Annotated in this window: 16 protein-coding genes and 3 pseudogenes; 7 read left to right on the top strand and 12 right to left on the bottom strand. The window is 45.1% G+C overall.

The features are described 5' to 3' along the window. Positions 1-27 precede the first annotated feature (27 nt). Positions 28-255: pseudogene (locus FJD32_RS07385) on the top strand (transposase); the annotation flags it as partial. A 28-nt stretch (positions 256-283) separates the two neighbouring features. On the opposite strand, the pseudogene FJD32_RS07380 reads toward FJD32_RS07385, so the two are convergent. The 3 genes and pseudogenes from FJD32_RS07380 to FJD32_RS07370 form a co-directional block, all read right to left on the bottom strand. Beyond that, positions 284-633: pseudogene (locus tag FJD32_RS07380) on the bottom strand (helix-turn-helix domain-containing protein); the annotation flags it as partial. 38 nt (positions 634-671) lie between these two features. Then, entirely contained in the window at positions 672-1766 is a 1095-nt protein-coding gene (locus FJD32_RS07375; RefSeq protein WP_205403034.1) for an RNA-guided endonuclease TnpB family protein, read from the bottom strand. 138 nt (positions 1767-1904) lie between these two features. After that, positions 1905-2828 carry an IS5-like element ISSpu11 family transposase gene (locus tag FJD32_RS07370; protein WP_069455281.1) on the bottom strand — a complete coding sequence of 308 codons (924 nt, stop codon included), beginning with the start codon at positions 2826-2828 and terminating at the stop codon, positions 1905-1907. 85 nt (positions 2829-2913) lie between these two features. Between FJD32_RS07370 and tnpA the strand changes: the two genes are divergently transcribed. Beyond that, positions 2914-3285, top strand: a complete 372-nt coding sequence (gene tnpA, locus FJD32_RS07365; RefSeq protein ID WP_086904819.1) for an IS200/IS605 family transposase — start codon at positions 2914-2916, stop codon at positions 3283-3285. A gap of 78 nt (positions 3286-3363) precedes the next feature. On the opposite strand, the gene FJD32_RS07360 is transcribed toward tnpA, so the two are convergent. From FJD32_RS07360 to FJD32_RS07340, 5 genes and pseudogenes are all read right to left on the bottom strand, one after another. Beyond that, on the bottom strand, positions 3364-3732 hold the full coding sequence (locus FJD32_RS07360) for a DNA-binding protein (RefSeq protein WP_014610936.1): 369 nt from the start codon (positions 3730-3732) through the stop codon (positions 3364-3366). A 10-nt stretch (positions 3733-3742) separates the two neighbouring features. Then, positions 3743-4042 (bottom strand): type II toxin-antitoxin system HigB family toxin, encoded by a 300-nt coding sequence (locus tag FJD32_RS07355; RefSeq protein WP_088585321.1) that lies wholly within the window; start codon positions 4040-4042, stop codon positions 3743-3745. 312 nt (positions 4043-4354) lie between these two features. Beyond that, positions 4355-4639 (bottom strand): type II toxin-antitoxin system RelE/ParE family toxin, encoded by a 285-nt coding sequence (locus FJD32_RS07350; protein WP_088585320.1) that lies wholly within the window; start codon positions 4637-4639, stop codon positions 4355-4357. After that, on the bottom strand, positions 4629-4868 hold the full coding sequence (locus tag FJD32_RS07345; protein WP_069453195.1) for a CopG family ribbon-helix-helix protein: 240 nt from the start codon (positions 4866-4868) through the stop codon (positions 4629-4631). Before FJD32_RS07345 ends, FJD32_RS07350 begins: the two co-directional genes overlap by 11 nt. Positions 4869-4983: 115 nt before the next feature. Beyond that, a pseudogene (locus FJD32_RS07340) lies at positions 4984-5604 on the bottom strand (IS66 family transposase); the annotation flags it as partial. Between the two features lie 111 nt (positions 5605-5715). Here FJD32_RS07340 and FJD32_RS07330 point away from each other — a divergent pair. From FJD32_RS07330 to FJD32_RS07320, 3 genes are all read left to right on the top strand, one after another. Beyond that, the gene (locus FJD32_RS07330; protein WP_086904668.1) at positions 5716-6009 is read left to right on the top strand and encodes an antitoxin of toxin-antitoxin stability system; all 294 of its coding nucleotides are present in this window, start codon (positions 5716-5718) and stop codon (positions 6007-6009) included. Positions 6010-6020: 11 nt separating this feature from the next. Continuing rightward, complete coding sequence (locus tag FJD32_RS07325) at positions 6021-6437, top strand: type II toxin-antitoxin system YafO family toxin (protein ID WP_126512853.1); 417 nt, start codon at positions 6021-6023, stop codon at positions 6435-6437. Between the two features lie 467 nt (positions 6438-6904). Next, positions 6905-7111: a hypothetical protein gene (locus FJD32_RS07320; RefSeq protein ID WP_014610942.1), complete on the top strand. Its 207-nt coding sequence runs from the start codon at positions 6905-6907 to the stop codon at positions 7109-7111. A gap of 119 nt (positions 7112-7230) precedes the next feature. Here FJD32_RS07320 and FJD32_RS07315 read toward each other — a convergent pair whose 3' ends face one another. The 3 genes from FJD32_RS07315 to FJD32_RS07305 form a co-directional block, all read right to left on the bottom strand. After that, a complete protein-coding gene (locus FJD32_RS07315; protein WP_140907855.1) occupies positions 7231-8439 on the bottom strand; it encodes a J domain-containing protein in 1209 nt (402 codons plus the stop codon). Positions 8440-8650: 211 nt separating this feature from the next. After that, entirely contained in the window at positions 8651-8998 is a 348-nt protein-coding gene (locus FJD32_RS07310) for a type II toxin-antitoxin system RelE/ParE family toxin (RefSeq protein ID WP_055647497.1), read from the bottom strand. Between the two features lies 1 nt (position 8999). Further along, positions 9000-9260 carry a type II toxin-antitoxin system Phd/YefM family antitoxin gene (locus FJD32_RS07305; protein WP_055647496.1) on the bottom strand — a complete coding sequence of 87 codons (261 nt, stop codon included), beginning with the start codon at positions 9258-9260 and terminating at the stop codon, positions 9000-9002. 407 nt (positions 9261-9667) lie between these two features. Here FJD32_RS07305 and FJD32_RS07300 point away from each other — a divergent pair, with 407 nt between their 5' ends. Then, complete coding sequence (locus tag FJD32_RS07300; protein WP_140907854.1) at positions 9668-10090, top strand: nucleotidyltransferase domain-containing protein; 423 nt, start codon at positions 9668-9670, stop codon at positions 10088-10090. Then, the gene (locus FJD32_RS07295) at positions 10083-10499 is read left to right on the top strand and encodes a DUF86 domain-containing protein (RefSeq protein ID WP_088585313.1); all 417 of its coding nucleotides are present in this window, start codon (positions 10083-10085) and stop codon (positions 10497-10499) included. Before FJD32_RS07300 ends, FJD32_RS07295 begins: the two co-directional genes overlap by 8 nt. A 395-nt stretch (positions 10500-10894) precedes the next feature. Here FJD32_RS07295 and glmM read toward each other — a convergent pair whose 3' ends face one another. Next, positions 10895-12247 carry a phosphoglucosamine mutase gene (gene glmM, locus FJD32_RS07290; RefSeq protein ID WP_140907853.1) on the bottom strand — a complete coding sequence of 451 codons (1353 nt, stop codon included), beginning with the start codon at positions 12245-12247 and terminating at the stop codon, positions 10895-10897. Positions 12248-12279: the final 32 nt, after the last annotated feature.

Raw genomic sequence — 12279 nt, 5'->3', positions numbered from 1 at the left:
TACGCATCAATTCTTACTGATGATGGAGTGGTAGTACCAACTTTACTTCACACTGCAAGCAAGGTCACAGGTGTTGATCTGGGGCTGTTTCATTTCGCCATCGAATCGAATGGCAAAAAGATAGCCAACCGAAGATTTGTAAAGCGTGCTGAGAAAAACCTCAGACGTAAGCAGCGCCAGCTATCAAGAAAAGCAAAAACTAGATTGATGGTCGCCAAATGCCATGAAAAAGCAGCGAATGCTCGCGCTAATTTAGTAAATCAGACTATGTTGATTAAGTTCAGCTATGCTGCCGTAAGCTTACAATCAGTTTACGCCGCCTACGACTGCCGTTGGTTTCTTTGGCTTTGTCCTGCCCTGTACATATCCAGCCGTGTGAGATTTTGGTTGCCTGAGTCTGAGTTAAATGGGCAATTAACTCTGCGGTTTGCTCAACAGATTACAGGCTTTGTGAACCGCGACATTTTCAGACTTGAGCTTCTCTGACAAGGTGTAATCGGCAAGGTGACGGCGGACCGTTGATTCATTTATCCGTAATGCTTGAGAAATCATTGCCGCGGTCCAGCCTTCGGATGCAAGAAGTACTGCTTTAATGCGGTCACAAACAAGCCCGTCACGCGTTTGAGCATGCAGGGTCTCTAGGACTTGTTTTTGTTGACATCCTCCCCGCGCTAAAGCACGGGGATTCCTACAGCTAGACGGCGATGCCCCGCCGCGAGAATATTGGTTGCCGCGTTTATATCGCGGTCGTGCTCTGCTCCGCACTCAGAGCACACCCATTCTCTTATTCCAAGACCAGTTCTACCTTTCGGACTGCTGACGGGGATCACCCCACAGCTCGAACAGGTCTGGGTGGAGTAGGATTCATTGACTATTTCGAACACAACTGACCGCGCTATCGCTTTATATTCCAATTGTGTTTTGAGCATTGACCAGCCTGCGTCTAAAACCGATTTTGCCATTTTAGTTTTCGCTAACTTGGAGCTGCTCACATCGCCAACAAATATTGCGGCATTTTCATTGACCAGCCGCGTACTAAATTTATGCAAAGCATCTTTGCGACGATTCTTGATCTTCGCATGAATGGCCTTGACTCGCTTTTTCTTATTTGCTCTTTGGGCAACGCCTAAATCCGCCTCTAGATCGCGGTAGAAGTTCCCCCGTTCTAATTTAGCCCCATCACTGCAAGTTGCCGTATCTTTTAACCCTAGATCGATACCGATGGCTGTCTTTCCAGAGGTGGGCGCTGAGGCGCCTACATGAACACACACATTAAAGTACCAGCGTCCTCTTGAGTCTTCAGAGAAAGATCCTGAAGTAAACTCGTATTGTGAAAGCCCGTAGGTATCCCAAACCTTAAAGTGCTGTTTTGCGAATAAGACTTGCCCACTCTTCCACTTAGCAGAACCTTTTTTAAACGGCACAAAGCCAAGAGAGCGTTTAGAGCCTGAGCTTATTCGCCAACGTAACTTCGCTCGTTTGAATTGTTTTCTTGCTTGGGCGTGTTTGGCGCAGACCTCTTGAGCTGTGTGGGATGGAATAATAAATCCAGATTCGTTCCTAAAACTTAGAATCGGTTTTTGCACATCGTAAGCCGACATCCAGACAGGTCTAACCGCGCCAGCATCGCTATAGTTGCGACTCGCTTTCATGGTTAGTTCGTTGGCCAGGTTAAAGCATTGATTTACTTCATACGCCATCTGTCTTAACAGCTTCGCATGTTTATCTTTTACCCTAACACTTAAAGTTTTGGTCTGAATGCTCATAATGCACTAATATAGGTTCTTTAAGCTTGATTGTAAAGGTTGGCCTATGGAATTACGAAGAGGAAGGCACTGCATATTTATGAGGCTTTGTTTCCTAAATCGATTCAGCGAGCAAAGCTCCTCATAATCGTTTGAATATTAAACTACACGGTAAGTTTCAGGCATGCCTAGCCCAGTGAGTTTGTTCAACGCCTTTATCATCGCGTAAGTTTCTCCTACCTGACCGTTATAATTTCGCAGGCTCAATCTGCCACCAAGTAGTTGCTTCACTCTGTACATTGCTGTTTCTGAGATTGACCGCCGATGATAACCATACCGTTTTTTCCACTGTTTATTTGAACCATGAAGCTGTTGCCAACTGACCGCTAAGTTACGCGGATGACCTTGTTCCCAGAGCGCGGCACCTTCCCTCGGTGGAATGAGTACTAAAGCCCGTTTTCTACGAACGGCATCGTGACAGGCTCTTGTGTCGTAAGCACCATCACCTGAGATATTGCGGATTTTGCGATGGGTTTGCTTGAGCAAATTCGGCATAACTTCAGCGTCAGTGACACCGGATAAACTCAGTTCCGCTGCAATAATTTCATGGCTATGGGTATCGACAGCGATATGCAGCTTACGCCACACGCGGCGCTTGCCATCTGTGCCATGTTTCTTCACTTTCCACTCACCTTCGCCATAAACCTTCAAGCCTGTCGAGTCGATAGCCAAGTGCTCAATGGTGCCACGCGTCTTGGTTTTAAAAGCAATCTTGACGGTTTTAGCGCGTTTGCTGATGCAAGTGTAATGTGGGCACGAAAGCGGAATATCAGCCAGTTTAAACACCGAGTTGATAAAGCCTTGTAACGCTCGTAGTGGCATCGAGAAAACACGTTTAACCATCAGCGCGGTGGTAATGGCTAAGTCGCTAAATACGCGTGGTCGACCTTTCCTTGGTTGCTCGGCCTTAGCTTTCCACTGGGCGATAGCGTCCTCATCAATCCAGAAGGTAAGTGAGCCACGATTGATCAGGGCTTGATTGTATTGCTTCCAGTTGATTGTTTTATATTGAGGTTTTGACACGATTGATGGGCGAGTTGATGGGCTATGTCGATCAGATCACCAGCTATGGTTTTAGTTCAACTGATTTAGGAAACAAAGCCTATTTATGATGCATGTGCATCTTATTTTTATTGCTAAATATCGTGGCAAGTTATTTACGGATGCGCATCTAAAAACGATGCGAGACATCATGGAAAAGGTCTGTGCGGATTTTGAGGCTGAGATCGTAGAGTTTAACGGGGAGCAAGACCACGTTCACCTGTTAGTGAACTACCCACCGAAAGTGGCTATATCGAAGCTGGTTAATAGTCTAAAGGGGGTTTCTAGCAGGAAGTTGAAACAGTACTATCCAAATCTTCATAAGCCAGCCTACATGAAAAATGCACTTTGGTCGCCCAGCTACTTTGCAGGATCTGTTGGGGGCGCTCCAATAGACGTATTAAGGCAATATATTGAGCAACAAGATAGGCCGCATTAAGTTGCTTCGCAACTTGCGCTATCCTTCCCCGCGCTAAAAGCACGGGGCTTGTCGCGCATTTTGGTCATAGACATTCCGTTATTTAGCTAATTGGTATTCTTTGACCAAGCAAGGCAGCGGGATTTTAAGCCCCTCATTCAGCTTGCGGATCATGTTCAGACTAAGTCGACGTTGGCGGTTTAGCACTTCTGATACTCGGCTACGTTGCCCAAGGAACGGCACCATATCGGCATCAACAAGCCCTTGCTGTTCCATGCGAAACTGAATGGCCGCGATTGGATCTGGCGTTTCAATTGGAAAATGAGCGTCCTCAAACGCGCTCACCAGCGTGATCAACACTTCCAGCTCATCACCCTCTGGCGTGTTAGGTTCAGCATCAAAAAGCTGTTCAATACGCTTTAAGGCTGCTTCATTATCAGCCACGGTTCTGATCGGTTTAATTTGCATTGCAAACCTCCTAAATTGTGGTTGCATCAACTTTGTCATACTCAGCATGAGAACCAACAAAGCGAACATAGACCATTGCAAACTTGTAATTCACGGCCACAATAAGACGGTACTTATTGCCGTGGATGTTGAATACCACCCTGTTATTGCCAACAAAACTCGCGTTGCGGTACAACGCTTTTATGTCTTGCGGATTTTGCCAGTTAGCGTTTTTAGCTTCCTCGTACCATGACTTGAGAGGTTGCTCACTATCTTGATAAATGGGCGGCTCCCAAAACTCCCGCAATGCGACTCTTGAAACAACTCTCATGCAATCCCCTTTTCTATATTTCCCATTATGGGAAACGCATAAACGATAGTCAATATTTAATTTCCCTTTTTGGGAAAATATATTAATTTTTTGATTTTTACCATATTGCTGCGAGCAAGCGTGTACTCTCCTTCATGCTCGGGTATTTGTGGGATTTTGGGATTGTGGGATTGTGTAGCTAAGAAGGTTCTGCTGGAATTGACATCCTCCCCCCCTAAAGGAGGTGGAGGATGTCAATGAATCACTCTTGCCTAAAGCCGCTTAAAAAATTCTGAGGAGCTCGTAGCACTTTTTGCAATTAAATCAATTTTTTTACCACTGACTAGGTAAGCGTAATCGCGTGTGGAATATCCGTAGAATATGGATTTCATCTTGCTTAACCCTGTACGGGATGATGAACGGGTAATCCTGTATAATCTGTTCCCGTGTACCAACTACGCGCCCAGCCCGTCCCATGGCGGGTTGCACCGGCAATAAGTTCACTAAGCGGTAAACGTCTTGCACGAATGCTTGAGCGACCTTGGGGTTGTCTTTGGCTAAATAATCATACGCATCTTCAAGATTTTGCGCGGCCTTGCGCAACCATTTAACCCGCATTGTTCCCCCAACGCTGGAACTTGGCATTCATCTCGTTCTCTGGCACAAAATCACCGGCATCGGCTTCACGTAATGCGGCTTGGATTTCAGCAATTTGCCAAGCTTCCCGGTCTAAATAATCCTGAATCGCTTGGCTGGCCAACCACGATTTAGTTCTGCCAGTTGACTGGGCAAGCTGTACCAGCTTTTGCTCGATTTCATCGGATAAGCGCACTGACATGACACTCATGGTAAACCTCATCATACAATGTATACATCAAACTACATTACACTGATTGAGGATAAATTGCCATGTTTGGCTTATCAGCCAAACTGAATGTTAGTATCCGTCCGGTGATCTGCACCTAGCCTAGTTTTGCATTCCAAGGTAACAAATGATCCAGGCTTTCTGGCTTGAGTGACAGCTGATCTAGGCAGTACATGAGATAGTCAAAAGGCATAAGCCCATTAGCCTTGGCAGTTTCTATCATGCTGTACAGTATGGCACTGGCTTTTGCTCCATTGGCCGTATTGGCAAATAGCCAATTTTTACGGCCAATGACGAACGGCTTTATGGCTCGCTCTGCGCGATTATTGTCGATATTCAGTCGCCCATCCTCAAGATAGCGGTTCAAATTGGGCCATTGATTAAGGCAGTAGGTTATTGCCTTCCCAAAGCTGCTTTTAGGTGGCACATGGCGTTGTGATTTCTCCAGCCAACGATGCAACTCATCCAGTAAGGGTTGGCTGTGCAGCTGCCTTTGTTGGCGGCGAACCTCGGGACTTGAGTCTTTATCCAAGGTTTAGATTCGGTAGATTTTCTGGATATGGTTCAGAGCCCAGTTTGCCTTGCCCGTTTTGCCTTTAGGCTGAGCGATTTCAGCCTCTGTGAACTTACGACGAGCATGGGCCCAGCAGCCCACGAGTTCGGCATCGGTTTTAGCATAACCGGCGTAACCATCGACTTGCAGGTAACCACTAAATCCGTCGTTTATTTGAACTTGATGGATGAATAATCCGATACTGGTATAGGTCTAAATTTAGGTCTATACTTAGGTCTTAGTATAACTGTCGCAACAGTAGAAAATGGAGCTATGATGTTACAGAAAATTTTATGTGGCTATACCACACCGATCAGCAAGTTCAAATCAAACCCCAGTGCTGCATTAGCCGAAGCCCAAGGAGATGCAATTGCGGTGTCATCTAATAACCAAATCCAGTTTTATGCGGTACCGGCGTCACTGTTTGAAGAAATGACGGCGTTTTGTGAGTTTGCCCAACGTGGCACCACCACATTGGAAAGCATCCCTGCCCAGTTTACTGCTGCCAATCTGAACATGGATAAGGTTTCGACTCAGATGGCTAACAAACTGAAGCAAGGTGCCAAGTGACAATTTGAGGAATGGAAGTAAAGGCGGTACGCATATTTACGCATCCCTATTTAAAAGAGGCCCTAGGTGAGCTGGCTACCAAAGCATTAGTAGATGATTTTCGGGTGTATAAGGAAGGTAAAGGCCTGCCTACCGCCTTTGGCCGCGACGTTCCTTACCTGTTTACCCATAACCGCTCGTATCTTGAATTACAACATCTGCATTTCAAAGCTGCAGGTTTTCAGCTCAAGCTAGTGCAATTCAAACGGACCAGCGGTTATGTTCTGGTGTATTGTCCAGGCTTCTTCAACAGCCATTGTTACCTACTGATAGCCATCATTAAACGTTGGGATAAGAACAAGCCGAATGATGTCGATAATACCGATCGTGATAGCGGCTTAATGAACCAACTGGAGAAAATAGCCGAAGGCTTCAGGGAGCAGTTTTAATCATACCGAATTTACCCAACGCGCCAAAAATGTAAAGTTAGCCTACATTAAGGCCTTGTTGCTTGTCCGCTGATACAGCATATCTCGACTCTCTACGAGCTTGTTGGATCATGGCTGTTTATTGGCAATTAATGTGAGTCCGCCAAGATAAATGTAAGCCCGTTGTTAATTAATCTGCGTCCATTGGCAGTTAATGTGAGTCGGTGGTCCCGCTTATTATCAGCTAATGTGAGCCCAGTTTGGCGGATGTAATCGCGCCGAAGGGATTATGTGTGCAAGCCACTACAGTTACCAAACATATCGCTCTCCTATGATTCAGAAGAACAAGGATGGCGACATATGGTCAAGTTATGAAGGTGTGCTTCGGCGGACGCTTACGTTATTCTCGATAATTGCTCCTGCATTATTCTACCTTCGCCCGTCCCTGGGCTCGTACCTCCTGCATCTAACTACCATGGAGGGTGGAAATGTCATATTTTGTATGGAACAAAATTGACCATGCAGTCGTTCGCGGGAATGACAGAAAAGAGAAAGATTACGGAACGCTCGCGCGCTCACTCACCGTCAGGGCACAGCCCGCTCCGTTATCCGTAAGTCACGCAGTGACGTTCCGTAGCCGCAAAGCGGCGTTCGTAGAAGCTATCGCTTCGCTGCCAGAGTCTAAAGCGACGTAGTGGCGTTCTAAAGCGAGCTGGCGAGCGTCCTAGGGCCGAAGGCATCCTAGCAGCAGTGCTTTTTGCTGCGTACTTGCGGCCGAAGGCCGTCCTAGCCGTTACGAAGCATCATCATTGCGCTATTTGTATTGCCAAAATTCATCAAAAGTTTCGTCATTAAACATAGCAAGATCAAAAATGTCGTTAAAACTCCCCCGTCGGCTACGTTGGTTTAATTCCTTTTGTATCGCTTGTACTGTTTTGATCTTAGTCACTTTTGCGAGTAACTCTTCAGTTTCAATCGTGAGATGATCACCATATTGGGCCAACTCCCTAGCGCGTGATGCTTTTGAACCACTCCCAAAACGTTGCCAAATCATACTTTTAATATCATCGCCATTCTGCATTGATTGATAATCTTGATTTAATAAACTAATTTTAACCTGCAACGCAGCCTCAATACGTTTAATCATATCTGCATCGGCCTCAAGCTTATACTCTGGCAGATATTCAAGGGCCAACATCAGCAAGGCGACAGCATCCTTGCTTTTCTTGGCTTGAGATAGTTGCTGCATCAACTCTTTTTTTAGCGCCTTTTTAGCAGGTTCAGGCTCTTTATCGGGATGAAATTGATTCGCCAATTGTCGATACAATTTGGTCATGGTTTTATCGCTAAATAACTCAAGGCTTAATGCTTGCTCTGGTTGACTCGATTCAAAGAAAAAATCATCCTCTTGGGCATCATACTCAGCCTCATCTTGCTCAAACGCATTTTCAGCGTCGCCGTCATCAAAAGCCTTATTGTGCTGCTCAGCCAATTTTTGATCAAAAAATGCCTGGAACTTCGCCGGTTCATCAATGAGTTCAGACAGTTGCGCATCGTCTATATCCAACTCAAAGCCAAACATAGATTCTAACTCTTCACGAAAAGCATCAAGCTCGTGCTGACCAATGTCTTGCTTAGGCAAGGTTGCTTGATAAGCCATAAGCAAGCTAGTGAAGCTATCGCGTATTTCGTGAGTATTGATAGGATTAAACGGGTTCGATTCAATAATACTTATTTCTTCGTCAATCCATTCTAGCAGCGCCTCCCGTTGGCGACCTTTAATGGATTTACGCGGCACAAAAGTCAATAAATGACGCACCCATTGGGCTGAGGCATCACATACGGCCTGCTCTTTTTCAAGTAATTGTGAGGTGAACTCGCGATAAAAACCCTCTAATTTTGTTTGATAACGTTTATTTCTTAATTGTTTTTTTTCGTAGTCTTGCCACAATTTTTCGAGTTTTTGCGAGCGGTTACGTGATTGACTTGAAGCCGAAGTATTGATGATGTTCATTAATGACATAAATATTTTCTTTTGATGAAATGTTTACAAACCCGAGTGACCCAAAGTACAAAACTCGCATACCAATATAGCGAAAAACGTGACGACATCCTTAGCAAAGCGACGTTAGAAGAACGCTAGAGCGCTTCGCAGCTAGAGTCTAAAGCCAGCTTGTGAGTATCCTAGATTCTCGCGACTAAAGGCCGTCCTCGATTCTCACTGCCGCAAGCAATTACTTATAAACCAAGCAATGATTGATCAGTTGATTCTGTATGCTTTGTCGTTGGTTCAAAAAAAGTAGCACAGTAACAAGAGACTCATCATTAATGTAGCTAACCTCGTACAGTATTCTAAAATCCTCTTTTATCGCGTGCCTTACTTGAGTAATGCCAAGTTCAACTAACTCTTGACATAATGCATGGCTCAAAGGATTTTGCGTCACAGATGCTTCAAATGCCTCAATAACTGCCTCAACTCTCTCAATAATAGTGATCTCGTCATGCCATTGGGAATAGTGAGATATAGCGCTATCTACGGTATCTTCAAATGTCTTGGTATATTCAAGTTTTACCACAGACATACTACTTATTATCCTTTAAAGCCATTTTACGACCCGCCAAGCGTTCCTTGAATGCACTTGATGACATAGTGCGGCCATTTTGTTGATCGCTTTTTGCAAAACTGACTAGCTTGAGTAAAGCTATCGCCTCATCACGTCGATTTCTATCCGCTACCGACTCGATAACGTAAGCAGGTACACCATTTTGAGTAATAATCATCGGTTCATCGAGGGTTAAGCTCGCGGCATTTTTCTTCAAAAAACTGATTGTTTCTATGTTCATAGGTTGATGCCTAGTTGATTAATTGAAAATAAGAAAACCCATTCACTAAGCCAAAATCATATCATGCGATAGATTAAAGACCAAAAAAAGACTAAAGACATCAAAACGCTTAACGCCGTGCTGACGGTTGACAGATTACGGATAACGGAACGCTCGCAAGCTCACTCACCGTCAGGGCGCAGCCCGTTCCGTAACCTGTAACCGCAAAAAGCGGCATTCCTAGCCCCTAGCAGCGAGCTTGCGAGCGTCCTAGCAGTTGCGTACGACTGCATGGATGCAGGAGGTAGAATAAAGCAGGAGCAGTTATCGAGCAACGCCCTAGTTTCTCCCAGCCGAAGGCCGTCCTTTTTGCTGCGCCTTATATGCTATATACTCACCCTGTATTCATTAAATCGTGCAATGGGCCTATGCAACAACTAAATGAAAGCATTATCATCAACTTACTACAAGATAACATCCCGCAGTTGAGATTGATCTACCTATTTGGCTCCTATGCACAGGGCACGCAACACCGCAACAGTGATATCGATATTGCGGTACTCGCCGATGTCACTTTAGACAATATCGCCCGCTGGCAACTTGCCCAAAAACTCGCCTCAGTGTTAGATACTGATGTTGATCTTGTTGATTTACGCACGGCATCCACAGTGTTATGTCAGCAGGTAGTCACCCAAGGAAAGCGACTTTGGGGAACGCGACAAGATGATGAGATTTTTGCAGTGAAAACCATCTCAATGTACCAACATCTACAAGCTGAAAGACAAGCAATTATTGATGATGCAACGGCCAAAACAACAGCCAACGATCACAGGGGACGTCACTTTGAATGACATTATTATCAACAAAATAGCAACCATCAAACGCTGTATAAAACGTATCCAACAAGTTTATGGTGATGGCAGCATGTTCAAACAAGACTTCACCCTGCAAGATAGCGTTATCCTCAATTTACAACGCTGCTGCGAAGCCAGTATCGACATAGCAAACCATATTAACCGCCAACAACAACTGGGTATCCCCCAAAGTAGCCGTGATAGCTTTACACTACTTTCACAAAATAAAATAATTAATCAGCAGCTTGCAGACAACTTAAAGAAGATGGTTGGCCTAAGAAACATCGCAGTACATGACTATCAAGAACTCAACCTCGATATCGTTGTGCATGTTGTACAGCATCATCTTGAGGATTTTGAGCAATTTATTGAAGTGATAAAATTTTGTCCAAGAATGAGTTATTGAATCACTCTTGCCTAAAGCCGCTTAAACAAGCCCTGAGGAGCTCATAGGGCTTTTTTTAATTAAATCAAACTATTAACACTGACTAGGCAAGCGTAATCGCGTGTGGAATATCCGTAGGATATGGGTTTCATCTTGTTTCACCCTGCGGTTGTCGCAAAACGGCGTTCGTAGAAGCTAGAGCGAGTTTGCGAGCGTCCTAGCAGTTGCGAAGCAACGCCCTAGATTCTCGCGCCACGCAGTGACGTTCCGTAGCCGCAAAGCGGCGTTCGTAGAAGCTAAAAGCCTAGAGCCACATAGTAGCGTCCTAGGGCCGAAGGCCTCCTAGCAGCAGCGCTTTTTGCTGCGTCCTAGCAGTTGCGAAGCAACGCCCTAGATTCTCGCCCGAAGCGCCCGCTTTACGCCGCTCTTACTGCCTCTGCGATAAACTCGGCTTGAGTCTGTGTCATCAGATTATCCGTTGACTCCACCATCACCCGGATTAAAGGCTCTGTTCCTGATTTTCGTAGCAATACACGACCTTGATTTCCTAATACTTCTTCAGCGGCTATCACTGCCTGTTTAACACTGTCTTTGCTTAAAATACTATCTGCGCAACCCGATGTTAAACGCACATTGATAAGCACCTGTGGTAATTTAGTCATCCCCGCTTTTAGTTCAGCTAAACGTTTGCCTGACTCTAAAATGGCTTTAAGTACCTGTAAAGAAGCCACAATACCATCACCTGTAGAGGTATGCTGTAAACTCAAAATATGGCCAGAACCTTCCCCCCCCAGCTGCCAACCAGTTTCTTTGAGCTGTTCAACCACATAACGGTCACCAACCTTAGCCCGCACAAAAGGAATATCCATTTGTTTAAGTGCCAGTTCTAATCCAAGATTAGACATGAGCGTACCAACCACCCCGCCCTGCATTTCACCTTTTTGATATGCCGCTTGTGCCAAAATAAACAAAATCTCATCGCCATCAACTACATGGCCATTATGATCAACAAACATGACTCGGTCGGCATCACCATCGAGCGCAATACCTAAATCCGCTTCATGGATCATCACCGCAGATTGCAAGCTATCTAAATGTGTTGCACCACAATGATCGTTAATGTTCACGCCGTTGGGTTTGTCATTAATGCTAATCACCTCTGCCCCTAACTCGCGATACACATTCGGGGCAATATGGTAGGCAGCACCATGGGCACTATCGACAACAATCTTTAATCCCGCCAAGCTTAAATGATTCGGGAAGGTTCCCTTACAAAACTCAATATAACGACCGGCAGCATCATCAATGCGACGCACTTTACCCAGTTTTTCAGAAGCAACACATTGCAACGCATTATGCTCAAGTGCTTGCTCTAATAGCGCTTCAATTTCAAGCTCTTGTGCATCATTTAGCTTGGTGCCTGTGTTTGAAAAAAACTTAATACCATTATCATAAAAAGGATTATGGGAAGCACTGATAACAACGCCTGCATCGGCCCTAAAAGTTGAAGCTAAATACGCCACTGCGGGCGTTGGCATCGGGCCAATTAATGCCACATTTACTCCCGCAGCAGAAAAACCCGCTTCCATTGCGGATTCCAGCATATACCCACTACTACGGGTATCCTTACCAATTAGCACCTCTTTAGTGCCTGTGGATGCGAGCACTGTACCTGCCGCCCAACCTAACTTCATCGCAAAATCAGGCGTAATTGGGAATTTACCTACTTTGCCACGCACACCATCAGTACCAAAATACTTCCTAGACATACAAAATCCTTAAAAACGCTAAAAGACAAAAA

Source organism: Shewanella sp. LC6, assembly GCF_006385735.2.
Taxonomy (GTDB): Bacteria; Pseudomonadota; Gammaproteobacteria; order Enterobacterales; family Shewanellaceae; genus Shewanella; species Shewanella xiamenensis.
Note: the sequence above shows the minus strand (reverse complement) of the source record. Positions and strands in the feature narration are given on the sequence as shown.

Bases quoted from the DNA above. Each gene is read 5' to 3' on its own strand.
- FJD32_RS07375 (WP_205403034.1), bottom strand. From the start codon at position 1,766: ATGAGCATTCAGACCAAAACTTTAAGTGTTAGGGTAAAAGATAAACAT.
- tnpA (WP_086904819.1), top strand. From the start codon at position 2,914: ATGATGCATGTGCATCTTATTTTTATTGCTAAATATCGTGGCAAGTTA.
- FJD32_RS07360 (WP_014610936.1), bottom strand. From the start codon at position 3,732: ATGCAAATTAAACCGATCAGAACCGTGGCTGATAATGAAGCAGCCTTA.
- FJD32_RS07355 (WP_088585321.1), bottom strand. From the start codon at position 4,042: ATGAGAGTTGTTTCAAGAGTCGCATTGCGGGAGTTTTGGGAGCCGCCC.
- FJD32_RS07350 (WP_088585320.1), bottom strand. From the start codon at position 4,639: ATGCGGGTTAAATGGTTGCGCAAGGCCGCGCAAAATCTTGAAGATGCG.
- FJD32_RS07345 (WP_069453195.1), bottom strand. From the start codon at position 4,868: ATGAGTGTCATGTCAGTGCGCTTATCCGATGAAATCGAGCAAAAGCTG.
- FJD32_RS07330 (WP_086904668.1), top strand. From the start codon at position 5,716: ATGTTACAGAAAATTTTATGTGGCTATACCACACCGATCAGCAAGTTC.
- FJD32_RS07325 (WP_126512853.1), top strand. From the start codon at position 6,021: ATGGAAGTAAAGGCGGTACGCATATTTACGCATCCCTATTTAAAAGAG.
- FJD32_RS07320 (WP_014610942.1), top strand. From the start codon at position 6,905: ATGTCATATTTTGTATGGAACAAAATTGACCATGCAGTCGTTCGCGGG.
- FJD32_RS07315 (WP_140907855.1), bottom strand. From the start codon at position 8,439: ATGTCATTAATGAACATCATCAATACTTCGGCTTCAAGTCAATCACGT.
- FJD32_RS07310 (WP_055647497.1), bottom strand. From the start codon at position 8,998: ATGTCTGTGGTAAAACTTGAATATACCAAGACATTTGAAGATACCGTA.
- FJD32_RS07305 (WP_055647496.1), bottom strand. From the start codon at position 9,260: ATGAACATAGAAACAATCAGTTTTTTGAAGAAAAATGCCGCGAGCTTA.
- FJD32_RS07300 (WP_140907854.1), top strand. From the start codon at position 9,668: ATGCAACAACTAAATGAAAGCATTATCATCAACTTACTACAAGATAAC.
- glmM (WP_140907853.1), bottom strand. From the start codon at position 12,247: ATGTCTAGGAAGTATTTTGGTACTGATGGTGTGCGTGGCAAAGTAGGT.